Origin of the sequence: Enterococcus sp. AZ067 (genome assembly GCF_051715005.1) — a bacterium.
In the GTDB taxonomy this organism is placed as follows: Bacteria; Bacillota; Bacilli; order Lactobacillales; family Enterococcaceae; genus Enterococcus_D; species Enterococcus_D casseliflavus.
On record NZ_JBIOSY010000001.1, the window covers coordinates 997,779 to 1,021,683 of the forward strand.

18 protein-coding genes and 1 pseudogene are annotated in these 23,905 nt (G+C 41.4%); 17 read left to right on the forward strand and 2 right to left on the reverse strand.

Translation table 11 applies throughout. The features are described 5' to 3' along the window. Positions 1–31 precede the first annotated feature (31 nt). From IGI82_RS04785 to IGI82_RS04815, 7 genes and pseudogenes are all read left to right on the forward strand, one after another. Positions 32–1,936, forward strand: coding sequence for a BglG family transcription antiterminator (locus IGI82_RS04785; RefSeq protein ID WP_195961672.1), 1,905 nt, complete (start codon positions 32–34; stop codon positions 1,934–1,936). A gap of 1 nt (position 1,937) precedes the next feature. Then, complete coding sequence (locus IGI82_RS04790) at positions 1,938–2,387, forward strand: PTS sugar transporter subunit IIA (protein ID WP_086297724.1); 450 nt, start codon at positions 1,938–1,940, stop codon at positions 2,385–2,387. A 23-nt stretch (positions 2,388–2,410) separates the two neighbouring features. Further along, complete coding sequence (locus IGI82_RS04795) at positions 2,411–2,728, forward strand: PTS fructose transporter subunit IIB (protein ID WP_008380922.1); 318 nt, start codon at positions 2,411–2,413, stop codon at positions 2,726–2,728. Continuing rightward, positions 2,718–3,854 (forward strand): PTS fructose transporter subunit IIC, encoded by a 1,137-nt coding sequence (locus tag IGI82_RS04800; protein WP_438841798.1) that lies wholly within the window; start codon positions 2,718–2,720, stop codon positions 3,852–3,854. Before IGI82_RS04795 ends, IGI82_RS04800 begins: the two co-directional genes overlap by 11 nt. 2 nt (positions 3,855–3,856) lie before the next feature. Further along, positions 3,857–6,442 (forward strand): alpha-mannosidase, encoded by a 2,586-nt coding sequence (locus IGI82_RS04805; RefSeq protein WP_413158511.1) that lies wholly within the window; start codon positions 3,857–3,859, stop codon positions 6,440–6,442. 102 nt (positions 6,443–6,544) lie between these two features. Next, positions 6,545–7,399, forward strand: a complete 855-nt coding sequence (locus IGI82_RS04810) for a GRP family sugar transporter (protein WP_413158512.1) — start codon at positions 6,545–6,547, stop codon at positions 7,397–7,399. A 204-nt stretch (positions 7,400–7,603) separates the two neighbouring features. Then, positions 7,604–7,810: pseudogene (locus IGI82_RS04815) on the forward strand (PTS glucose transporter subunit IIA); the annotation flags it as partial. 59 nt (positions 7,811–7,869) lie between these two features. Here the strand turns inward: IGI82_RS04815 and IGI82_RS04820 are convergent. Further along, positions 7,870–8,664 (reverse strand): MerR family transcriptional regulator, encoded by a 795-nt coding sequence (locus tag IGI82_RS04820; RefSeq protein ID WP_167821632.1) that lies wholly within the window; start codon positions 8,662–8,664, stop codon positions 7,870–7,872. A gap of 161 nt (positions 8,665–8,825) precedes the next feature. On the opposite strand from IGI82_RS04820, the gene IGI82_RS04825 reads away from it, so the two are divergent. The 6 genes from IGI82_RS04825 (at position 8,826) to IGI82_RS04850 (ending at position 17,737) form a co-directional block, all read left to right on the forward strand. Further along, positions 8,826–10,550, forward strand: a complete 1,725-nt coding sequence (locus IGI82_RS04825; protein ID WP_413156484.1) for an ABC transporter ATP-binding protein — start codon at positions 8,826–8,828, stop codon at positions 10,548–10,550. Further along, complete coding sequence (locus IGI82_RS04830; RefSeq protein ID WP_413158513.1) at positions 10,547–12,376, forward strand: ABC transporter ATP-binding protein; 1,830 nt, start codon at positions 10,547–10,549, stop codon at positions 12,374–12,376. Before IGI82_RS04825 ends, IGI82_RS04830 begins: the two co-directional genes overlap by 4 nt. Positions 12,377–12,429: 53 nt before the next feature. Next, positions 12,430–12,789, forward strand: coding sequence for a hypothetical protein (locus tag IGI82_RS04835; RefSeq protein WP_413158514.1), 360 nt, complete (start codon positions 12,430–12,432; stop codon positions 12,787–12,789). A 765-nt stretch (positions 12,790–13,554) separates the two neighbouring features. After that, a complete protein-coding gene (gene allW / locus IGI82_RS04840; RefSeq protein WP_413158515.1) occupies positions 13,555–15,036 on the forward strand; it encodes an allantoin permease in 1,482 nt (493 codons plus the stop codon). A gap of 15 nt (positions 15,037–15,051) precedes the next feature. Then, complete coding sequence (gene allB / locus IGI82_RS04845; protein WP_325816607.1) at positions 15,052–16,410, forward strand: allantoinase AllB; 1,359 nt, start codon at positions 15,052–15,054, stop codon at positions 16,408–16,410. Between the two features lie 76 nt (positions 16,411–16,486). After that, positions 16,487–17,737 (forward strand): MFS transporter, encoded by a 1,251-nt coding sequence (locus tag IGI82_RS04850; RefSeq protein WP_413158517.1) that lies wholly within the window; start codon positions 16,487–16,489, stop codon positions 17,735–17,737. A gap of 252 nt (positions 17,738–17,989) precedes the next feature. Here the strand turns inward: IGI82_RS04850 and IGI82_RS04855 are convergent, their stop codons facing one another. Beyond that, a complete protein-coding gene (locus IGI82_RS04855) occupies positions 17,990–18,871 on the reverse strand; it encodes an AraC family transcriptional regulator (RefSeq protein WP_438841799.1) in 882 nt (293 codons plus the stop codon). Positions 18,872–19,070: 199 nt separating this feature from the next. Between IGI82_RS04855 and rhaB the strand changes: the two genes are divergently transcribed. The 4 genes from rhaB (at position 19,071) to fucO (ending at position 23,804) form a co-directional block, all read left to right on the forward strand. After that, positions 19,071–20,486 carry a rhamnulokinase gene (gene rhaB, locus IGI82_RS04860; RefSeq protein WP_438842595.1) on the forward strand — a complete coding sequence of 472 codons (1,416 nt, stop codon included), beginning with the start codon at positions 19,071–19,073 and terminating at the stop codon, positions 20,484–20,486. Continuing rightward, the gene (rhaA, locus tag IGI82_RS04865) at positions 20,483–21,736 is read left to right on the forward strand and encodes an L-rhamnose isomerase (RefSeq protein WP_016612607.1); all 1,254 of its coding nucleotides are present in this window, start codon (positions 20,483–20,485) and stop codon (positions 21,734–21,736) included. Before rhaB ends, rhaA begins: the two co-directional genes overlap by 4 nt. 7 nt (positions 21,737–21,743) lie before the next feature. Continuing rightward, complete coding sequence (gene rhaD / locus IGI82_RS04870) at positions 21,744–22,568, forward strand: rhamnulose-1-phosphate aldolase (RefSeq protein WP_005234418.1); 825 nt, start codon at positions 21,744–21,746, stop codon at positions 22,566–22,568. 84 nt (positions 22,569–22,652) lie between these two features. Beyond that, positions 22,653–23,804 carry a lactaldehyde reductase gene (gene fucO / locus IGI82_RS04875; protein WP_438841800.1) on the forward strand — a complete coding sequence of 384 codons (1,152 nt, stop codon included), beginning with the start codon at positions 22,653–22,655 and terminating at the stop codon, positions 23,802–23,804. The last annotated feature ends 101 nt before the right edge of the window (positions 23,805–23,905 follow it).

Sequence of the window (23,905 nt, forward strand, 5' to 3'; positions counted from 1 at the left end):
CCATTAGTAATGTAGATGAGGTGATAGTTTCATGATCAGTGAACGGGAAAAAGAAATTATTCGATATCTCTTAGAAAATGGACCAACAACGGTTGCTAAAATTGGGTTGCATATGTCGCTTTCGCAAAAGACAGTTTCGCAATCGCTAAAGAGAATTGATGAATTTTTGCAGGAAACAGCAATAAGGCTTGTTCGCAAACCTAGAGTAGGGGTATTTCTTGATGGCGATTCAGCTGAAATTCTAAAGTATCTTGATGGGCACGAGGAATCAAACTTACCGACGAGCAAAAAAGATCGTATTCAGTTTCTTTGCTTTGAAATATTGAAACAAAAAACGTATTTTACGCGTCAACAACTACAAGATGCACTTTACATCAGTAAATCAACTTTAGAAAATGACATGGGGCAGGTAAGCGAGATCTTTCGTCATTTTAACGTTACGATTGAAGTTTTACCGGGGAAGGGTTCCTTTTTGAATTTGTCAGAACAAGAAAAACGTCGTTTAGCATTTGATTTGATCTACTATTTCTGGGGTGGAAATTGGAAAATAACACAAGAGCAGCAACGCTATTTGCATTCGATTCAAGGAATTCCTCAGTTTGTTAATGATTTTATTGACCTGACAAAGATTTCTTTAGTTGATACGCTCTTACAAGAGTATTTGAAAAAAGAACAAATTACGCTTAATGATGCTGCCTATCACTCACTATTGCTTCATCTAATCATCATGATTGATCGGGTCAAAGAGAAGAATTATCTGACTTTCGAAGAAAGAAGACATCCTTTGATGGAGAATAGAGCTTTTTATCGTTTTATTGCTTCAATAGAAGAAACGTTTTCTCTGTCGTTGCCAGTTTCGGAAGTTCATTATATTTCGCTTCATATCTATGGGGATTCGTTGGTGAAGAAGAATGACTCCGATGATTTGCTTGATGAAACGATACGCAAATTGATTCATGAAACGATCTCCCTACGCAATGAAAGTCTTTTGTTAGGATTGGTATCACATATCAAAGAAGCTATTTATCGCATTCAAAAAGGATTAGTCATTCATAACCCTTTTCTAAATGATGTGAAGAAGAATTTCCCTTTGTCTTTTGAGGAAGCGCTTCGATTAGCTCATGCCTTAAATTGGCATTTTTCGATTTCGATCCCCGAAGATGAGGTTGCCTTTCTGGCCGTACACATCCAAGTGATGAAAGAACAACGAGAAGAAAAACAACCGAAGAAAGTGAGTGTCTTATTAGTTTGTAGCAGTGGGAAAGGCACTTCACAGCTATTAGCTGCTCGTATTCGGAGAAATTATGAGCAAATCGATATTTCCAGGATTCTTTCAATTCAAGAGTTGATTCAGACCAATATTTATGAGGACTTGATTTTATCGACAGTGGATTTAAAAATCGATTCGATTCCAACAATCCATGTTTCACCTGTACTGAATAAAGATGAGCAGCGAAAAATAGAAGCCTTTTTAGGAAAAATCGAAGAAAAACAAAATGGTTCTTTCAACCAGTTTGCGAAATTGATTCATGAGGACTTGATTTTTTTAGATCATCATTTTGAAGATTATCAAGAGGTGATTACATTTATTGGGGAGCAATTGATTACTCGTGGGTATGTAAACGAGGAAATGATTGACTCTTCGCTAAAAAGGGAACAGCTTTCCTTTACTTCTTTTGGACGATTCGCAACACCTCATGGTACACCAGAATACGTGAAAAAATCAGCGATTGTATTTTTACGTCTTCATAATGAGATCCACTGGGGAGAAACAAAGGTGAAATATGTCTTTTTCATCTGTATCAAAGATGAATCTGTACAAGAACTTGAGGAAATCTATGACACGATGCTTAATGTGATGGAATCAGATGAGCGAACCTTCCTCCTTAAAGGGACGAAAGAGGAATTAAAAAAGTATTTACAAGGGGGAACATAAAATGAATATAGAAACACTGCTACCTTTTGAACATATTGTTCTTGGTCTAGAGGCAACCACTAAAGAAGAAGTGGTCCGTCAATTAGCAAAAATATTGGTAACTGAAGGAATTGTTCAATCCGAAAATGAGTATGTTCAATCAGTTATGGAAAGAGAAGATCACTCGACCACAGGAATAGGCAATAATATAGCAATCCCCCATGGAAAAAGTCGTGCAGTTTCTGAACCCGCAATCGTTTTTGCTCGGTTAAAGGCACCATTAGAATGGCAATCCTTAGATGATGAACCAGTAACGGTTGTGATTATGCTTGCTATTCCTGAAGAACATCAAGGAGACACCCATTTACGGATTTTATCAGAAATTGCCATGAAATTGATGGATGAAGACATCACAGAAGCGCTGAAAAGCGAAACAGATAAAGAGATTATCGCGAAACTATTAAGCGAATAAAACGAAGAAAAGGAGAAAGAAGAATGAAAAGAAAAATTATTGCAGTAACGGCGTGTGCCACAGGAGTTGCCCATACCTTTATGGCGGCACAGGCGCTAAAAAAAGCAGCAGCGAAACGTGGGGATTTAATCAAGGTTGAGACACAAGGAGCAACAGGTATCGAAAATGAATTGAACGAGCGGGATTGTCAAATTGGAGAAGTCGTGATTTTTGCCGTTGATACGAAAGTGAGAAATGAAGAGCGTTTCAATGGCAAGGAGATCCTCAAAGTCCCGGTAGCAGCCCCTATAAAAAATGCAGAAAAAGTAATTGAAGATGCATTAAAGCTGATTGATCAATAAAGAGGAGGAAAATCAGATGAAAAAGTTGGCAAGTGAAATGAAAAATCATGTTTTAACAGGAATATCTTATATGATTCCTCTGGTGATTGCCGGAGCAGTTATCATGGCGATTTCTCGAGTAGGCGGATCAATATTTGGGATCGTCGATATTTGGGACGCCTCTCATGGAGAAAGTGCGAATACGATCATCCGATTACTCCATAGCTTAGATGGATTCGGTGGCATTGCTTTAGGATTGATGTTTCCCGTAATATCGGCATTTATTGCTTATTCGATTTCCGATAAGCTAGGGATTGCCCCTGGTCTTGTTGGAGGTATGTTAGTAAAAGACATTAACGCAGGCTTCTTAGGCGCAATTGTTTCAGGCCTGATCGCTGGGTACATCTGCTTGTGGATCAAAAACCATATAAAGCTGCCAAAATCGATGGCATCGGTAGTTCCAGTGTTCTTAGTTCCTGTTTTAGGTACTTTAGTCACTGTCCTACTTGTGAATTATGTGATTGGTACACCATTTGCAGCTATCAATGTGGGCTTAGAGTCATGGTTGAACGGATTGAGTGGCGGAAATGCGATCGTGATGGCGGCAGTTGTAGGGGCAATGGTTGGATTTGACCTTGGGGGACCAGTAAATAAGGCAGCTGTGACAACCGCGATGGCTTTATTGACAAGTAACGTTTATGCACCAAACACTGCAGCGCAAGTGGCGATCATTATTCCGCCAATTGGTTTAGGCTTAGCGACTGTTTTTGCAAAGAATAAATACAATAACGAATTAAAAGAAGCAGGAAAATCGTCGATCATTATGGGTCTAGTAGGCATTTCAGAAGGAGCGATCCCATTTGCGGTGGAAAATCCCCTAAAAGTGATCCCAGTGAATATGATTGGTTCAGCGATTGGTTCTGCAATGGCTGTTGGTCTAGGAGCTGTCAATACAGCCCCAATCTCTGGTTTTTATGGCTGGTTCACTGTAGAAAAATGGCCACTGTATGTTTTATTGATTGCTACTGGCTCATTATTCATTGCGATTTGTACAAGCTTGCTACGTTCAAAAGATGCGGGGAAAGAAACAGATACCACGATGGAAGAATTTGACGAAGCTGCTTGGGAAGAGCAGTGGGAAGCATAGCTATGACAAATGTACACATAGTAAACCACACCCATTGGGATCGTGAATGGTATTTTACTTCAATGGACTGTGTCGTTTTGAGTGACCAATTATTTAGTGATGTACTAAAAGAACTAAAGAGGCAACCGACTGCTTCTTTCGTGCTAGATGGACAACTGTCTATTCTAGACGATTATTTAGAACTCTATCCTGAGCGCTTGACTGAGGTCAAAGAGTTGATCGCCAATGGTCAATTGTTCATCGGTCCTTGGTACACCCAAACAGATGCCTTTTTTGCTTCTGGTGAGTCCATCATTCGAAATGCCATGATTGGTATATTTGATAGCAAAAAATATGGCAGCTATATGCCGATCGGCTATTTGCCAGATACATTTGGTTTTAATGCTCAAATGCCAACCATATTGAACGAAGTTGGACTTGATAACATTATCTTTTGGCGAGGCATCGATTTAGGGGAACAGGTCAAATCCCCTTACTTTAAATGGACGAGTTTAAGTGGGCAAGATTCACTGTATGCGGTGAATTTTCCTCAAGGATATGGTGCACAGCAGCAATTGGAGCCAACGAGCAGTTATGTAGATGGCAGACTCGATAAAGGTGTCGATTTTATTAAGAGCTACGCGAATGAACCTGAAATCTTGATTCCAACTGGAAATGATCAGTTAGGCATTGTTTCTGACATAGAAGAAAAACTAACGAAAATCAATCAGCTTGGAAAATACAAGTATCAATTGAGCACCTATCCAGCATTTATGGAGATCGTCCGTCAAAAAGAACTGGAAGTTTATCAAGGAGAGTTTCGTGCACCGGTTTTTGCTCGGGTCCACAAAACAATTGGTTCTGTACGAATGGATCTGAAACGTGAGATTTTTCGATTAGAAAACAAATTAGTTTTAGAAATTGAACCAATGCTAGTTATTGCGAAAGATTTAGGGATTGAATTAAGTAATCGATTGCTAATGAAAGCTTGGAAAAAGTTATTTGAATGTCAAGCCCATGATAGTTTGGCAGGCTGTGTATCAGATAGTGTTGCTCAAGATATCAGTCATCGAGTAAAAGAAATCAGTGAGATTTGTGCTAGTATTGAAAATTTGATTTTAAAAAGAATCAGTGAAGGACTCGCTTTACAAGCCAATCAATTTCTGATTCTTCATCCAACACCAGTGCCATTTCAAGGGGAGAAATTCGTTAAGATCGTATCCAGGACCAACAATATCAAGGTTATTGGAGCTGATTCATCTGTTCTTGAAGCAGTGTATATCCCAAGCAGGAAAAATATTATGGAAGAAACGCCTGCTGGCAACCGTTTTATTGAAGAAGAGGGGTATTATCTGTTAACTGTTCAAGTGACTTGTGCCTTTTCAGGCCTTGGTTATCGAGTCTTTACATTTGAAGAGCAAGAGATAACTCCTGAATTGTCTTTAGATCAAAACCCATGGATTAGAAATGGGAAATACACGCTTTCTTTTGAAGACGGCCACCTGATTTATTCAGATGGAAAACAACAGATCGTGGATTTCTTGTCGATCATCGATGATAGTAATGCCGGTGATACGTATGACTATTCGCCTATTTTGAATGATCAACCGATCACGCTTTCTTTTGCCAGCTGCAAAGGAAAGCAAGAAACATTGGTTTTGGAAGGAAGTTTAAATTTACCGTATACGATCGAAGAACGGATGAAAGGGATCGCAACCAAAACATTCGCCTATACATTGATCCTCCAACTGACAAAAAACGGTGAGGTAAACGCAAAGCTACGTTTTAAAAATACGCTTTTAAATCATCGGATTCGAGTGAAAGCTCGACTAAACAAGCCGATAGAAAGAGCGGTTGCAGCCATTCAATTTGGTTATCTTGAAAAGAGAAATCAAACACTGGAAAATTGGCAAGAAAAATATGCAGAAAAACCCGTCAATATTGAACCATTTGAAAAACAAGTGGTTGTTTATGATCAAGAAAACGCCCTCGTTTTTTATAGTGAGCAGAGCAAAGAGTATGAATATCTCGACGACTCCTTATATGTAACGGTACTAGCTACAACCGACTCCCTTGGAAAACCGGATTTGTTGTATCGACCAGGTCGCGCTTCTGGCGATACAACCAAAAAGGGACATATTATGATGGAAACGCCTCTTGCTCAAATGGAAAACTATGAGATGGTCTTCGATTTTTCCCTGCGAGTTGCATCAACAGCTCTTTCTGAAGAGTTGTTGGCTACTTGGAAAACTGTTAAAGAACAGCCATCGATTTCTTATCAATTGCAAGATTTGAATTACTTTATTTATCGCATAGATAATAAAATTCAAAAGCGCATTGATCCATTATCTCTGACCGACATGTCTCTTTCTTTGTTGTCCTGCAGCTTAGAACCAGGTGTGGGAGTCAGCGCGCTTCATAATGCGTATTACTCTGAGGGAATCGTTATCCGCTTCGTCAATTCAACGAACAAAGAACGATCTCTTGAGCCAAACAAATTATTTAATGGGTACGCATGTCAACGAATCAATGCATTAGAAGAACCGCTTGAAGCGGATCATATCATCCATGCTTATGGGGTAGCAACCTATTTATTAACTAAAAACTAGGAATAAAGAACACAAAATTTGTCGAGAAGGAATTGCTTCTGTAACGTTTTCCTCTACAAGATTTTGTGTTCTCGCTTTTTACAATGTTTAGAAGGAGTTTTTATGTCCGTACAACTTTTATTGCTTGCCTCACTGCCTGCACTAGGATGGGGCTTAATGCCAATCGTCGCTAAATTGATGGGAGGGAAATCAGAGGAACAACTGCTAGGAACAACAATCGCAGCCTTGATTTTCGGTAGTGTATTTGGTTTTTTGAATCAAGTGAGTTATGCCATGGTGCCATTTTTCATCAGTTTATTATCTGGGGGTTTTTGGGCTTGCGGACAATACTTCCAATTTCTCGCTTTGGAAAAAGCGGAGGTTTCTAAAGTAATGCCCGTCTCCGTCGGTACCCAATTATTATTTGTTACATTAGCATCTGGCTTCTTTCTCAAAGAATGGAAAGATTTAACGACTGTAATTTTCTCAATCATGGCACTAGGAGTCATCCTAACAGGTGTTTTCCTTGTAACTAAGACATCTCATCAGAAAACAAGCTTGTCACAGCAAGTACTTCTTTATCTGTGTTGTTCTTCAGCTTTTTTGATGCTATATGTGACAGTCACTGGTCTGTTTCAGATAAGTGGCGCACAGATTTACTTGCCTCAGGCAGTAGGGATGTTTCTCGGGGGAAGCGTGATTTCCTTGAAAAGTAAGAAACAACTGCGTTTCCGCAAAATAATCCGCAATTTAGGTACTGGTAGCACTTGGGTTCTCGCGAATGCTTCGTTATTCGCTGTGTCGTCTTCTTTGGGTGTAGGCGTAACCTATTCATTTTCTCAAATGAGCTTACTTGTTGCCACCTATGGAAGTATTATTTTCTTAAAAGAACGAAAAGTTGGCAGAGAAAAGCAATTTGTTGCTCTTGGTAGCTTGCTCTATATTGTTGGTGTATTAGGGATGAGTTGGTTGAAATAAATTTATCAGTTGAGCAATTTTAGTTAGCGACCAATAAAATAGCAGATAATGGTTTAACCAATAAATAACTTATTTAAAAATCAAAGAGTGGGTAGCCACTCTTTTTTTGTTTTGTTTAGAACATGAATAGTTAACTTATGCCACATTTTTTTATTTAAACAAGTGGCAAAATAGGATCATTTCTTCTTTTTCTTTGATGTTGTAGTTGCTGCCTTAGTTCCGACAAAGCATGTGATCGTCTTGACCAGTGAGCAAGATGTCGAACTTTCGACCCATATCGGTGTTGCCACCGTAGAGCTAGAGGGAAGGCACATTACGACCCTTGTTGAAGCAAATCAAGCAATCAAAAAGAGCCAACCGCTGATAAAAGCCGATCCTACTCTAGAGAGGATCGGCTTTTGTGGTGCCTGAAGGTTGATTTATACGGAATGCACATCAATAAAAGGAACGGCTGACATACAAAACGTTTCTTATAGCGAACAACAAATCTCATAACTGAAGGCATCAGCATTAACGACTTCTGAAAAAAGTTCCGTTTGGAACAGGACGCGAGGTTTTGATGTACGCAAAAGGTCTGAAAAGACGGTACTTGCTTTTTGGATGTTTGATTCCTTTGTTGTTAGGGTGACATAGGTTGCTGCTGGTAAATGAAGGATTTGTTCCATTTCTTCAAGCACACTTGATTTTGCTAATTCGATAAAGAGATAGGTCTCGAACTTATTCTGGTCGACAAAGCTGATCAAGCCACACTCATAGGTAGGCGTTAGCTGATGTGAAACGATGGTATCATAAGCCGCTGCCATTTTTTTATGGTAAGCAATATCACCAATTTTTCCTTCATAAGGAACCAGCCAAAAATGAGCTTCAGGAATTTCCAATGTGTGGACAACTTCACGCTTTTTGATTTCTTCCGAACGTTGGATCTCCGTTTTTATTTCGGTTAATAAGGTAACTTTTTCTTTCATTTCCGCTATTTTCTCTATTGCCGCTTTCGTGGCAAAATCGATCAAATTTGTTAGTTCGACTTGGACGCCGTCTGTAGAAACGAATTCTTTCAGTGTTTTTAATGGAAGCTGAAGATCTGTCCATAGTCGAATGACTTCAATTAGATAGACATGGGTATGGCTGAAGTAGCGATACCCATTTTCAGGATTGACGTAAGTGGGTGGCAAAAGACCGATTCGCTCATAATACCGCAAGGCTTTCACATGGACATCGCTGATTTTTGCTAATTGACCGATGGTGATCAAATGTTTGGTCTCCATAAATTTCTCCTTGACCTTCCCTTTAAGGGATACTTTATAACTAGAGTATACCTTTTGTTCGGTCGTTAAAAAAGAAAAAGCTTCGATTATTTGATGAAAAGAGTTTTTCTCAGTTTTATTTGAACTGACAAAGGGAACTATGATTAAAGGAGTGTAGATTTATGTGGAATTTATTTGTACGAGCCAAAATAAACAAAAACAAGCTGTTGCTTTTGCTCGTATTTATCAGCTTGCAAGTGCTGGGAACTTTGTATTTGCCAACCTTGACTGCCACCATTTTAAATGACGGGGTGTTACAGGCAAACTTAGATCAGGTCTATCAAACCGGGAGAATGATGCTTTTGGTCGCTGGCGGAACGGGAGCAGCAGCGATTTTCTCGACGTATTTAGCAGCGGAAGTTTCGACAAAGTTCTCACGTAATCTGCGCAGTCAACTGTTTGAGCAAACCCAGCAGTTGTCTGTGCAAGATTTCAAACAGTTCAAAACCTCTTCGCTGATCACGAGAGCAACGAATGATGTAGAACAAGTCCAAACAATGCTGAGTATGTTTTTTGAGATGTTACTGCCGATGCCGTTTGTCGTCATTATCGGGATGGTTCTGGCCTATTTAAGAGAGCCGCAAATGGCGTTGATTATCTTTATCACGATGGTTATCTTCGTAACGATCGCTGTTTTGCTGATCAAGAAAGTACTGCCTATTTTTGAAAAAGTTCAAACGGGATTGGATCGGATCAATGAGCGAGTGGGTCAATTTCTTTCCGGGATTCGGGTGATTCGTGCTTTCAACCGAACAAAATTAGAGCAGCGGCAAATGGATGAGTCATTCCATGCATTTGCAGAGTTGAACATTCGGATCAATCGCTGGTTTGCTCTGATGATGCCGCTGATTTTATTGATTTTGAATATAGCAACTGTGGCGATCGTTTGGTTTGGGGCTGATCGGATCACAACTGGGGAGATGCAGATCGGTGACATTACAGCAGTGATGGAATATGCGATGAATATTCTTTTTTATTCAGTCATGGCACTGTTTTCTTTTGTCATGATGCCGCGAGCAATCACGTGTGCGAAACGAATCCGGGAAGTGTTGGATCATCGTCCAGAAATCGTAGATGGTGCAGAAAAACTTAGTGAAACAAAGCCAACGAAATTAGAATTCAAACAGGTGAGCTTTTGTTACAGCGATGCGGAAAACCCTGTGCTGCATAATGTGAGTTTTAGCTGTGAAGCGGGAACCACAACAGCAATTATCGGTGGAACAGGGTCCGGGAAAAGTACGATTGCAAAATTGATTCCCAGATTGTTTGATGTCCAAGGGGGCGAAATTTTATTGAATGGTCGATCGCTGGCAGAGCTGCCGCAAACGCAGCTGCGCCAAAAGATCGGTTTTGTTCCTCAAAAAGCATTCCTATTTAGTGGCACGATCGCGGATAATCTTCGCCATGGAAACAAGAATGCAACCGAGGAGGAGATGAACCATGCAGTAACGATCGCCCAAGCGTCTGCCTTCATCGAATCATTGCCAAATGGATTAGATGCTCCTGTCGCCCAAGGTGGGACAAACTTCTCTGGTGGGCAAAAACAGCGTTTGGCTATTGCCAAAATGCTGATGAAAAAGCCTCAAGTCTATGTTTTTGACGATAGTTTTTCCGCACTGGACTTTAAAACAGATGCCGCTTTGCGTAAAGCGTTAAAAGAAGAAACGAAAGAGGCAATCGTTATTTATGCAGCGCAGCGAATCAGTACGATCAAGGATGCAGATCAGATTATTGTTTTAGACGAAGGGAACGTCGTAGGGAAAGGAACGCACCACGAGCTGTTACGTTCCTGCCCACATTATCTAGATATTGCAAGATCACAATTGAGTGAGGAGGAACTCGTTTGAATCAAGAAAATAATGAGCAGTCAGTTGGAACTATCGACGCTGAATTTTCATTAGATAAAGCTCGAAACAGCAAAGAAACACTAACCCGTTTAGTCAACTATTTGATGCAGCAAAAAGGACGTCTGCTGGCAGCTTTTCTGTCTGCCAGCATGGGTGTCGTTTTGACGCTTAGAGCACCACTGATTTTTAGTGAAGGAATCGACTTGATCGTCGAAGGAGTTATGCCAATGCTCATGGGAGCTGGTCCAGCTGCTATCGATTTTCGGGAACTTGGAAGAGTCATGCTGGTCCTTTTGACTTTGTATAGTCTCAGTGCGGGAATGATGTATATGCAAGAATACTTGATGGCAACTGTTTCTCAGAAACTCGTGCTCACCTTGCGGAAAGAATTGAGCGAAAAACTAACGAACGTTCCTCTGAGATTTTATGATGATCGTCAAAAAGGAGAGATTTTGAGTCGTGTGTCAAATGACTTGGAACGAGTCAACGAGGTGTTGCAGTCTGGGATCATGCGTTTGTTTACCTCAGTATTAACGATTATCGGTGCGTTATTCTTAATGTGGCGCATCAACTACACGATGACTTTGGTTTCATTGGCTACGATCCTTGCGGGCATTCTACTTACCGCGCTCGTTAGTGTGAAAATCGGTAAGTATTTTGCCAATCGTCAACGCTCGTTAGGAGTCTTCAACTCTCGTATCGAAGAATACTTTTCGGCTCAAACAGAAATCAAGGTATTTACCCTTGAAGAAGAAGTCAATGAGCGTACGCAAGCAGCGAATCAGCAGTTGTATCAAGATGATAAAAAGGCACAATTTGGCATGTATGTCATTACGCCATTGATTCGTTTAGCCAATCAAGCAGGATATGTCATTATTGCTGCATTAGGTGCGAAATTAGCGATTGAAGGGAGACTTTCGATTGGTGATATTCAGGCATTTTTCCAATATGTCAACCAAGCTTCGGAACCATTAGCAGAAGCCAGCTATGTCGCAAATTCATTTCAAGCAGCGATCGCTTCGGCAGAGCGAGTGTTTGACGTTTTAGACGAAACAGAGGAATTGAACGATTCTGCTGGTGTGAATTTGACAGAATTGCCGAAAGGAAACATTCGCTTTGAAAATGTCCGCTTTGGCTATGGCAAAGATTTACTGATGGATGGGGTCAATTTTCAGGTCAAAGCAGGCCAAAAAGTAGCGATCGTCGGACCAACAGGCGCTGGGAAAACAACACTCATCAATCTACTGATGCGTTTTTATGAATTGAATGATGGTTCGATCACGATTGATGGATTAGATATCAGGAAATTCAAACGGCATCACTTACGCTCGCTTTTTGGAATGGTCTTGCAGGATTCATGGTTAAGTAATGACACCATCAGTAGCAATATTGCTTATGGCCGTCATAAGGCAACGAAGGCTGAAATCGTTGAAGCCGCAAAAATGGCCCATGCGGATTATTTTATTCGCACATTGCCGAAGGGGTATGAATCAGTGATTAGTGATGAAACAGCAAATCTTTCTCAAGGGCAAAAACAACTGCTGTGTATTGCCAGAGCGTTTCTAGCGAATCCCCATATCTTACTATTGGATGAAGCAACCTCCAGTGTGGATACGAAAACAGAAGTCGAAATCCAAAAAGCAATGGATAATTTAATGGGTGGACGCACCAGCTTTGTGATCGCTCATCGCTTGTCCACCATTAAAAATGCTGATTTGATTCTTGTAATGGATAAAGGAACGATCGTTGAAAAAGGTAGCCATCAAGAATTACTTCAGCAAGAAGGACTATATAGCGAGATCTATCAGAGCCAGTTTGCCACCTAGAGGATTCGATCGGTTGAAAAAGCAAGCAGTGAGAAATGAAAAGGGGGGATATGATGAACAAAATAATGGATTATCTCTTAAACAGACAAGCGACAAGCAAGGAGCCACTAACAGATGTCGATCTTTTATTGGGCAGTCATCCCAAAAAAGTGATCCATTTTGTCACATTTAAAGAGCTTTCCGTCAATGTATTTCAAAGCATTAAGCAGGTACAAAAAATCGTCTCCGAAGCGAATGTACGGCTGATAGTGAACGGTAATCTAAAAGATCGTCTACTTATAAAGTTACTTACCTTTACGATCCAGCAAAAAAAGGCGTTTACCGTCGTTGTAACTGACGGATATCGTGCCTTAAGAAACCCTAAATTGAATCAGTCGGAGGATCTGGCGATCATTATTGAAACGAATCAATAAACATGCCAACTTTTCAAATAAGTAAAACAGCAAGTGCAGTCATTTTTGTTCATGGCTTCACCTGCTGTTTTTTTTGAGTTATGAAAAAGCTTTGCCGGTTGTTTTTTCAATAAGCATTAGGAGAAATACTGCTTTTTCCTTGATAATTCCCCAAAGTTCGCTCGACTTTCCTTAAAAAACGTATCTGGAAAACTATGGCGCTGATTTCTTGCTATAGCAGGTACTGAATTTGTTGAAGAGGAACACGGGGGGAAAGTTTCTGTCCGTCTTGCTATTGAGCAGTGAAGAATGACAAAGTGAATTGATTCTTTGACTGGCTGATTGATCAAAGGCCGATCATAACGAGAAAAATGATACAGGGGAGAGAGGAGAGCAAATACCAGATTAAGTTTTACATGATAGGGATAAAGGATGCAAAAAGACGAATGTAGAAAAGACAAGCAAAGACAAGAAAATGGTTAAATGAGAAAAACAGGTATTAACCTTCAACAAAATAAGTTTTTTACCTTCTTTATGATTATTTTAATCAAAAAATAAATTTATTTTTAGCTAATTTGCACAAACGTATAAAAATATTTGTGTTTCCTGTTAAATGTAAGGAAACGATTCGCACATTACAATATGAATAACACATGAAAACGCTTTTATATCAATCTTCTATACGGATTCGCTTGATTGATCATCTCTGAATCATTTGCGATAGCTATCAGCATTTTGTTTGTGAAAATGATCGATCGAGACAAATAAAGACAAGGAGGAGGAATAGTGGAAAATAAAGATTACCAAGTTTCAGAAGAGGAAGCCGCACGATACCGGGAAAGAGGGTACAACGAAGATATGCTTCCTAAAACACGTGAGAAAAGAAATATGGGAACAAAAAACTATTTTACACTTTGGATGGGATCGGTACATAACATCCCCACCTATACGGCTGTCGGCGGTTTCTTGTTCCTAGGTTTGTCTCCCATTAATGTGATGTTAGCCCTTATACTCAGCGCATTTGTCGTTGCGCTATTCATGACCATGAATGGAAGAGCTGGTTCGAAATATGGCATTCCTTTTGCTATCCATCTTCGATCGGTCTATGGGGATGTCGGAGCAAAATTGCCAGGATTTTTACGAGGGTGTGTGGCTGCGATTGCTTGGTTTGGCTTGCAGAACTATACCGGCTCTTTAGCACTTTTAGTATTGATCGGTAAAATTTGGCCCGAATTTTTGACGCTTGGCGGCTCTGCCGATTTTTTCGGTATCAGTATTCCTGGACTCATTGCATTTACACTTTTTTGGCTGATCAATATGCTGATTGGACTTGGCGGTGGAAACATTCTTAATAAATTTACAGCGATCTTAAGTCCGTTAATCTATCTGGTATTCGGAGGAATGGCGGTGTGGGCTATTCAAGCCGCTGGAGGGATAGGTGAAATCTTAGCTTTTGATACAAGCGGTGCAGCGCAAAGTGTCAACCCGATTTTTGCCTATTTTATGATTATTAATTCTGTCTTAGCAGTTTGGGCTGCGCCGGGAGCAAGTGTCTCTGACTTTACGCAAAATGCCAAGTCCACTAGAGACCAAACGATTGGACAGATGGCAAGTCTGCTGGTTGCTTATATTATTTTTGCATTCTCCAGTGCTGCGATCTTAATCGGCGGGTCCATTCATTATGGCATTCAAGAGTGGAATGTGTTGAATATTGTGGAACGCTGGGACAGTTTTCCTGCAGTCGTGATTGCAATGACGGTTTTCTTACTTACCACAATCTCTACGAATGCTACCGGTAATATTATTCCTGCAGCGTATCAGTTGTCTGCGTTGTTTCCAACAAAGGTCAATTACAAGAAAGGGGTTATCATTGCAAGCTTGATAAGTTTCATGATTATGCCGTGGAAGTTAATGGAAAATGCGGACAGTATCTTTATTTTCTTGAATTCAATTGGCGCTGTATTGGGGCCGGTTGCCGGTGTGATGATTGCGCATTATTTTTTTATCGGGAAACAAACCATTTGTTTAGACGATTTGTATATTGATCGCAAAAAGGACAATACCAAAAATAGCTATCGCGGGCTGAATCGACAAGCCTACACCGCAACCATTCTTGCGCTGCTGATTTCATTTAGCGGACAATTTATTCCAGTATTGCAAGCGGTTTCTAATGTTTCATGGTTAGTTGGATTTTCCTGTGCATTCATTATCTACGTTGGTTTAAAGAAATTAGGCTCTGAAGATAATACTGAAGAAGCCGTTAATTAAAAAGGAGGAAGTAGAATGAGTCATGATTTGGTTATAAAGAATGGTTTAGTAATTTTGGAAAATGGAGAGGTAGAAACGGATGTTGCAGTCAAGGACGGGATAATATCGGCGATCGGAAAAGATCTGACTGGCGCTCAAACAATTGATGCCTCAGGACTGGTAGTAAGTCCCGGTATGCTAGATGCTCATGTTCATATTACTGATCCTGGCGGAGGTTATCGTGATCATTGGGAAGGATACGAAACTGGAACCGCATCGTGCGCCAAAGGCGGCGTTACTTCATTTATGGAAATGCCGTTAAATCAAGTTCCTGCAACAACCGATGCAGAGAGTTTGGCTATCAAGTACCAAGCAGGAAAAAATAAACTGCGGGTAGATGTTGCCTCATTCGGCGGGCTTACTCCGTTAAACTTAGACGGTGGTATTCAAGAACTGGATGAAGGCGGCGTCACTGCATATAAATGTTTCATGGGGACTTGCGGCGATCGGACAATTGACGGCGATTTCATGAATGTTGACGATTATTCATTATATGAAGGAATGAAGCAAATAGCTAAAACTGGAAAAGTGTTGGCCATCCATGCGGAAAACGCCCCTATCACTGATAAGTTAGGTGAAATAGCATATAAAAATGGAGAGACCACACTTGAAGCGTATGTCAACACGCGTCCTGTCTTTACGGAAGTGGAACCTATTCGCCGTGCCATTCTTCTTGCAAAAGAAACTGGCTGCCGCATCCATATTGTCCATGTTGCTTGTCCAGAAGGTGTAGAAGAAATCACGAAAGCTCGCGCTGAAGGTGTGGATGTAACATGCGAAACGTGTACGCATTATTTATACTTTCATACAGCCGAGCTCGACTCGATTGGCCCTGTAGTGAAATGTTCACCGCCAATTCGTGATTTATCTGCTCGTGAAGCATTATGGGAAAAGGTTTTAGCCGGTGAAATATCTTTTATAACCTCCGATCATTCTCCTTGTACGCCAGATTTGAAAGACAAAGAAAATGCTTTTGAAGCATGGGGAGGAATTTCTGGGGTTCAAAACAATGTCGACGTTCTCTTTGACGAAGGTGTCCAAAAGCGAGGGATGAGCTTGAAAATGTTTGCCGATATAATAGCAAAAAATCCTGCTGATCGTTATAATCTGCACTCAAAAGGACGCATCAGTATCGGAAAAGATGCCGACTTTGTTCTTATTAAACCGAACGCGCCTTATATACTAAAAGCAGAGGACTTAGAGTATCGCAACAAAATCAGCCCATATATTGGTCGTGAGATTGGCGCGCAAGTCGTGCAAACGATTTTACGCGGAGAAACGATTTATAGTCAAGAAACTGGAGTAACAGAAGCATTCTCTGGAAAATTTTTCTAACTGAAACGATTCATTCGATGAACTGCGGATTTTTCCGCGGTTCATCGTAATTTTAAATTCAGGGAGGACGTGTGAAATGAGAGAAAAAACAGAACGTGAGCGAGCTCCCTACTGGAAGCAGATCGTTTTTGTCTTAACAGCCGGCTGGATTGTTATTTGGATCTATCGAACGATCTTAACACCCATTTATCCAATCATTAGCAGTTTTTTTGGCGGAGCAAGCGATGCAAGTCTGGGAAATATTTCCAGCTTTTATTTTTTAGGATATGTATGTATGCAGATTCCTTCTGGTATTTTGGTTGATCGTCTTGGAAAAAAGAAAATTTTAATCCCTGGGTTTCTGCTTTTAGGCATAGGTACTTTGGTAGTTGCGCTCTCTCAGAGAATTTCGACGGTTTTTATTGGAAGTATCCTTGCTGGAGTGGGTTGCGGAACCTACTATGGTGCAGCTTATTCATTAACGACTGAACATGTTCCGTTAAACAAAAAAAGTTTGGCAACTGCTATCGTAAATAGTGGAACTGCGGTTGGAAGCGGTCTTGGTCTGATTTCCTCTAGTTTTTTCGTTGGAGAAGGGATTTTACCCTGGCAGTCTTTACTATACATAACAGCTATTTTAGTTTTAATCATGATTGTCATTTTCCAGAAATTTATTCGCGAAGAACTGCCTGCATCGAAGAAAGAAAACGCGCCTGTTAAAAAAAGTAGAAGCTCTTTAAAAGGTTTATTTAAGCTTCCAATGATTTCAGCCTATATTCTCTATTTTTCAACATTGTATGCGTATTATTTAATTGACACATGGCTGCCAAACTTTTTAGAAACTGAAAGAGGGTTTCAAGGAACTGCAATCGGGGTGATTTCTTCTTTAGTTTTTTTCGCTGCAATCCCTGGTGCCTTGGTTTTTAGCCGAATTGCAGACAGAATTCCAAGTAAGAAAGTGACGATCATTATTTTTCTGGAAATCGCAGCTGCCTTTGTGCTGTTTATCACAGTCACGACATCAAATCCATCCTTGCTGATTTTTGGGATTATAGCGTATGGATTTTTAGGGAAATTAGCAGTTGAACCGATTATCATTTCTTGGCTAGGACAATATGCCCCCAGAAAAAGTATAGCAACTACTTATGGTGTCTTTAATTTCTTTGGAATGTCCGCCTCTGTGCTGGTTCCTTCAATAACAGGTATGATCTCAGATGCGACAGGAACAAAAGTTTATGCTTTTTATTTAGCAATTGGTATTCTTTGTGCGGGCACACTGCTGTTCTATTTAATTAACAGATTTTATGAGAAAAGTAAGAAAGAGTTTGAGGAAAAACACAGCAGTTGATACAGTGTTTCTGCAATTGTTTCAGCGGTTAGATTATCGCATCGCCAGCTGCTGACTGGCGATGCGAATTTTAAAAAGCATTTTATGAGATAGTATAGACATTCATTTCTCAAAAATGTCTTTATTTTTTTAGACGCAGCAATGAATAGTCACCAGAAAAGCTGCTCTTTTGTTATCGTTTCTAAACAGTCCTTGCCAGCAATGCCTATCGAAAAGGTGCCGGCAAGGGCTGTTTTTTGTAAAGAAAAATAGTTACCGTCCATTCTCCGTCTGTCGATAATCACTAGGTGAAATGCCGACTTTTTTCTTGAATAAACGGCTGAAATAGGCGGTGTTTTCGATGCCGATCGCCAATGAGATCTCTTTGATGGAAAGCCGAGAATAGCGTAAAAGGTCTTTCGAATAAGAGATGCGTTTGCTGATCTGGTACTCGATGGGGGGCAAGCCCATATATTTGGAGAACTCCTTGACGATTTGATACTTATTGATATGATACCTTTCCTCCAAAGATTCCAAGGTGATCCCTTGACGGAAATCTTCTTCTAGCTGGTCACGAATCTGCAAAATATAAGGCGGGATTTCACTTTCCGAAAAGTCGAGATGATATTTTTGCAGGAGCAGTTCATTGAGCAACTGATGAATCAAAACAGAGCTTTGGAAGGCAGTTTTCGCATTTGGTTCTGGCTGTAACATCAATAAATCTTGTAAGACCAAATGGATCGGATTTTGGCGGCTGCTGGCAGGATTGGTGTGAAAAACTGGACTGCCATTTTTGAGGAATTCCTCATAAAACGCTGCGACGTTGGCGCCATATAGATGGATCCAGTCCATTTCCCAGGGCTCTTGACTAACGGTGTGGTAGTACTGATAGTCTAGGCAGTCGATAAAAAACACATCACCTGCTTTCAATTGATAGCTTTTTCCTTTGTAGCGCAATTCACCGCAGCCGGACAATGTATATTTGATCAAATAAGAAGGCAGGTTCTCTCGTTCTGTAAAGTAAGGTTTGCTGGCTTTGAAATAGCCGATTTCTTGAATGTAATAGAAAAGTTCACGCTGCTTTTGGGTTGAAGTATTGATGTAACGCAGTGAATCAGTTGACCATGAGTGGTTGGCTTTTTCCCAGTAATCCATCGGATCCTCCTTTTTACCAAGATTGTGCAAGTCTTTATCAAAATTGTGTGATGAAACTCGTTGATTGTCAAGCTAAAATTGAGGCAACAAGAATGAATCAGTGAATTGTAATCGATTTATTTTTAAACAAGATAATGAAAGGTGGAGACCAGTGAACACATTTATCGCAATCGATATCGGTGCATCAAGCGGTCGTCTGATGCTGAGCCGTTGGGAAAATGAGCAGATCACTTTAGAAGAGATCCATCGCTTTAAAAACGGCTTTCGTCCTCATGAAGGCTTTGACCGTTGGGCGATCGATTATTTGATCCAAGAGATTTTAATAGGACTGCAAAAAGTGAAACAAGCAGGTATCAATGACTGCTTCGTCGGAATCGACACCTGGGCAGTGGATTACTGTTTGATCGATCAAGCAGGCGAACGTTTAGGCGACCCAGTCGCTTATCGAGATAGTCGCACCAATGATGCGATCGCGGCTTTTGGTCAGCGCTATTCTTTGCAAAAACTGTATGAGAAAACAGGCATTCAGCTGCAGCCCTTCAACACGATTTTTCAGTTAGCCGCAGAAGAAGCGCAACTGCTGCAAAAAGCCGACAAGCTGCTGCTGATTCCAGACTTCTTGGGCTACGTTTTTACTGGCAAGATGGTCACGGAAAAAACCAATGCTTCGACGATGCAGCTTCTAAATGCCAACACCCAAACATGGGATACAGAATTGTTAGCTGAGATCGGCGTAACAGAAGGCCTATTCCCACCATTGGTTGATGCTGGAACGGTTTTAGGCACACTGCAAACACAGAAGTTTCCAGCCTATGATTTGCCACAAGCGACCTTTGTCACTGTCGCTAGTCATGATACGGCATCAGCGATCATCGGTACACCTGGAGAGGGGGCAGATTGGGGCTACATCAGCAGCGGGACTTGGTCATTGCTGGGGATCGAAACCAAAGTACCCAATGTTTCCCTTGCCGCCTTTAATGAAAATTATACGAACGAATGGGGTGCCCACAACACGATTCGCTTTTTAAAAAACATCATGGGCATGTGGCTGATCCAAGAAGTGGCTCGGCAGCAAGACTATCAGTATTCCTATGCAGAATTGGCGGAATTGGCGCAAGCAACACCTGCTTTTCAACAGTTTGTCGATGTCAATGATCCTCGTTTTTTGAATCCAGAAAACATGATTACTGAACTGCAAGCGTATTGTCGAGAAACCCAGCAGAAAGTTCCAGAAACCGCAGGGGAACTGGCTCGCTGTGTGTATGATAACTTAGCGCTTTGCTATGCCAGTGAATTGCAAAAGCTGGAACAGCTGACAGGTACGACGAGCAAGCTGCAAAAACTGCATATCGTGGGGGGCGGTTCCAACAATCGCTTTTTAAATCAACTGACGGCTGATGTTGCGCAGCTGACGATCGAAGCTGGCCCAAGTGAAGCAACGGCGATCGGTAATCTTTTAATGCAGATGATGAGTGCTGGCATCTTCACGTCGCTGGCTGAAGCACGCCGCGCGGTCAAACACTCATTTCCTTGCAGTGTTCATGAACCACAGCCTTTTGATCACAAGATTTTAAGCAACTATCAACGTTTTATAGAAGGAGTAGGAAAAAAATGACAACGATTCAACAGCGTTATGAAGAAGCTAAGACAGCATATGCCAAATTAGGCGTCGACACGGATGCGGTTTTGAAAAAATTAGCCGATGTGAAAATCTCGATGCATGTTTGGCAAGGGGACGATGTCCAAGGATTTTTGAGTGATGAAGCATTATCTGGTGGGATCTCTGTAACGGGGAATTATCCTGGTGCTGCCCATACCCCAGAGGAGTTGCGCCAAGATTTAGAAAAAGCCTACTCTTTGATTCCTGGAAAACACAAATTGAACCTTCACGCCATCTATTTAGACACCGAGGAAGCAGTGGATCTAAATGAATTGGAGCCGAAGCATTTTGAAAAATGGGTCGCTTGGGCGAAGGAACAAGGCTTAGGTTTAGACTTCAATCCAACCTTTTTCTCACATCCCATGTTCAAAGATGGCTTTACCCTTGCTTCACCAGATGAAGAAGTTCGTCAGTTCTGGATCGAACACGGCAAACGTTCTCGTCAAATCGCTGCCTATATGGGGAAAGAAACTGGGCAAGTCTGTGTCAATAATTTCTGGGTGCCAGATGGCTACAAAGACAACCCGATCGATCGTTTTACACCACGGGAACGCTTGATGACAGCATTAGATGAGATTTTTGCTGAAGAATTGCCAGCGGAATACACGGTAGATGCCGTGGAAAGCAAGTTGTTTGGTCTTGGTGCCGAAGCCTACACCGTCGGCTCTCATGAATTTTATATGGGCTATGGCTTGACGCGCGATAAATTGATTTGTTTGGATGCTGGACATTTCCATCCAACCGAAGTGATCTCCAATAAATTGTCTTCATTGGCACTATTCAGCAAAGGCATTTTGCTGCATGTCAGCCGTCCTGTACGCTGGGATAGTGATCATGTCGTGATCATGGACGATGAATTGCAAGAGATTGGCCGCGAATTGGTTCGCAATGACTTATTGCCAAAAACCAACATTGGGTTAGATTTCTTTGATGCGACGATCAATCGGGTCGCTGCGTGGGTGATCGGGACGCGCAATACTCAAAAAGCGTTGCTAAAAGCGATGCTAGAACCGATTGAAGAACTAAAAGCAATCGAATTGTCAGGTGATTTCACCACTCGTTTAGCCATGACGGAAGAATTAAAAGACTATCCGTATGCAGATGTTTGGAATTACTTCTGTGAAAGCCAAGGGGTACCAGCAGGTCTGGATTGGCTATCAGAAGTGAAAGCCTATGAAGAAACCGTCTTAAAAGCCAGAAAGTAGGAGAACGATGAAAAAGATTGATATTTTACAAGCGAATTTTGTACAAGAAATGATGGAAACGACAGCAAATCTTTACCGTTTAGGGTGGGATGAGCGCAACGGCGGCAATATTTCTTACTTATTAACAGAAGAAGAGATCTTGCCTTTCATCGATCCGCAAAGCGTCTTGCGGGAAATTCCCATGATTTTTGATGCCACGGCACTAGCTGGCAAGTACTTTATCGTGACAGGTTCAGGAAAATACTTTAAAAATGTAGCGGCACATCCAGCGGAAAACCTTGGTGTGATCCGAGTCAAAGAAGATGGGCAAACATTGGAATTGCTTTGGGGCTTGGAAAATGGTGCGGTGCCAACGAGTGAACTGCCAAGTCATTTCATGAGTCATATCGCACGCTTGTCGGTCGATCCAGAAAACCGAATCATCATGCATAACCACGCATCTCATCTTTTAGCCATGAGTTTTACCCATGAGTTGGATGAACGCAGTTTCACGCGGACCTTGTGGCAAATGTGTACGGAGTGCTTGGTGGTCTTCCCAGAAGGCGTCTCCATCATTCCTTGGATGGTCCCAGGAACGAATGAGATCGGCGAAGCAACGGCTGCTAAAATGAAAGAGACCCGTTTGGTTCTTTGGCCACAACATGGCATCTATGGCGCTGGCAAAGATATGGACGAAGTCTTTGGCTTGATTGAAACGGCAGAGAAAGCTGCGGAAGTGTACACCTATGTCAAAGCGCAAGGCCCAATTTTACAAACCATTACAGATGAAAATCTGAAAAAACTGGCTGACGCTTTCAAAGTCACTCCCCGAGCAGGCTATCTTGAGGTATAATCAATGGTAGAAGAATAGAAAAGGCTTTCAGTCTTTTCTATTTAAACTATATTGTGAATAAACAAACAAATGGAGGTAGGAAGAATGGCAAATAGAATGATTTTGAATGAAACATCGTATTTTGGAAAAGGAGCGATCGAGAACGTACCGACCGAATTCAAGGCACGAGGGTTTAAAAAAGCGGCAGTGATCACCGACAAAGATTTGGTGAAATTTGAAGTTGCGACCAAAGTGACGAAATTATTGGATGAAGCAGGTGTCGATTATGCGTTATATGATGGGATCGTGCCGAACCCAACGATCCAAAATGTCAAAGACGGCTTAGCGTTTGTCAAAGAAGCCCAAGCCGATTGTATCATTGCGATTGGCGGTGGTTCACCGATCGATACGGCAAAAGCGATCGCGATCATTGCTACGAATCCTGAATTTTCCGATGTGATTAGTTTGGAAGGCGTGGCAGACACGAAACATCCATGCTTGCCGATTTTAGCGGTACCGACAACTTCTGGGACTGCAGCCGAAGTAACGATCAACTATGTGATTACAGATGAAGACAATCATCGGAAATTTGTTTGTGTAGATCCTCACGATATTCCTCTGGTAGCCTTTGTGGACAGCGATATGATGATGGGGATGCCTAAGAGCTTGGCAGCCGCAACGGGAATGGATGCCATGACCCACGCCATCGAAGGCTTCATCACCAAAGGCGCTTGGGAAATGACTGATATGCTGCACATCAAAGCAATTGAGATCATCGGCCGCTCATTGAGAGATTCCGTGAATGGCGATCAAGCAGGACGAGAAGCGATGGCGTTAGGACAATACATTGCCGGTATGGGCTTTTCAAACGTCGGCTTGGGCTTAGTCCACGGCATGGCCCATCCATTATCCGCTTGGTACAACATTCCTCACGGAGTAGCGTGCGCGTCCTTGTTGCCAACCATCATGAAATACAACAAAGACTTTACGGGTGAAAAATACCGTGAGATCGCGATCGTTTTAGGCATTGAAGGGGCAGAAACGATGTCACTTGAAGACGTCCGAGATGCTGCTTGCCAAGCAATCGATCAGTTAAGCACAGATGTGGGTATTCCAGCGACCATTTCTGAATTAGGCGTCAAAGAAGAAGATATCCCATCCATCGCCAAAGATGCCTTGAATGATGTCTGCACACCAGGCAACCCGCGGGATACGACTTTAGAAGAGATTATTGAGCTTTATCGTTCGTTGATGTAATCTTGTTAAAGGTACGAAATTCGAAGAAATGAAAGATACTTCTGCAAGTTTCCCTTAACAACGATCTGCTGATCAGTTGCTATTTTAACAGCGTGATGATC

What these genes read in the sequence shown, in the direction of transcription:
- IGI82_RS04785 (WP_195961672.1), top strand. Translation starts at nt 32, where the DNA reads ATGATCAGTGAACGGGAAAAAGAAATTATTCGATATCTCTTAGAAAAT.
- IGI82_RS04790 (WP_086297724.1), top strand. Translation starts at nt 1,938, where the DNA reads ATGAATATAGAAACACTGCTACCTTTTGAACATATTGTTCTTGGTCTA.
- IGI82_RS04795 (WP_008380922.1), top strand. Translation starts at nt 2,411, where the DNA reads ATGAAAAGAAAAATTATTGCAGTAACGGCGTGTGCCACAGGAGTTGCC.
- IGI82_RS04805 (WP_413158511.1), top strand. Translation starts at nt 3,857, where the DNA reads ATGACAAATGTACACATAGTAAACCACACCCATTGGGATCGTGAATGG.
- IGI82_RS04810 (WP_413158512.1), top strand. Translation starts at nt 6,545, where the DNA reads ATGTCCGTACAACTTTTATTGCTTGCCTCACTGCCTGCACTAGGATGG.
- IGI82_RS04820 (WP_167821632.1), bottom strand. Translation starts at nt 8,664, where the DNA reads ATGGAGACCAAACATTTGATCACCATCGGTCAATTAGCAAAAATCAGC.
- IGI82_RS04825 (WP_413156484.1), top strand. Translation starts at nt 8,826, where the DNA reads ATGTGGAATTTATTTGTACGAGCCAAAATAAACAAAAACAAGCTGTTG.
- IGI82_RS04835 (WP_413158514.1), top strand. Translation starts at nt 12,430, where the DNA reads ATGAACAAAATAATGGATTATCTCTTAAACAGACAAGCGACAAGCAAG.
- allB (WP_325816607.1), top strand. Translation starts at nt 15,052, where the DNA reads ATGAGTCATGATTTGGTTATAAAGAATGGTTTAGTAATTTTGGAAAAT.
- IGI82_RS04850 (WP_413158517.1), top strand. Translation starts at nt 16,487, where the DNA reads ATGAGAGAAAAAACAGAACGTGAGCGAGCTCCCTACTGGAAGCAGATC.
- IGI82_RS04855 (WP_438841799.1), bottom strand. Translation starts at nt 18,871, where the DNA reads ATGGATTACTGGGAAAAAGCCAACCACTCATGGTCAACTGATTCACTG.
- rhaB (WP_438842595.1), top strand. Translation starts at nt 19,071, where the DNA reads ATGCTGAGCCGTTGGGAAAATGAGCAGATCACTTTAGAAGAGATCCAT.
- rhaA (WP_016612607.1), top strand. Translation starts at nt 20,483, where the DNA reads ATGACAACGATTCAACAGCGTTATGAAGAAGCTAAGACAGCATATGCC.
- rhaD (WP_005234418.1), top strand. Translation starts at nt 21,744, where the DNA reads ATGAAAAAGATTGATATTTTACAAGCGAATTTTGTACAAGAAATGATG.
- fucO (WP_438841800.1), top strand. Translation starts at nt 22,653, where the DNA reads ATGGCAAATAGAATGATTTTGAATGAAACATCGTATTTTGGAAAAGGA.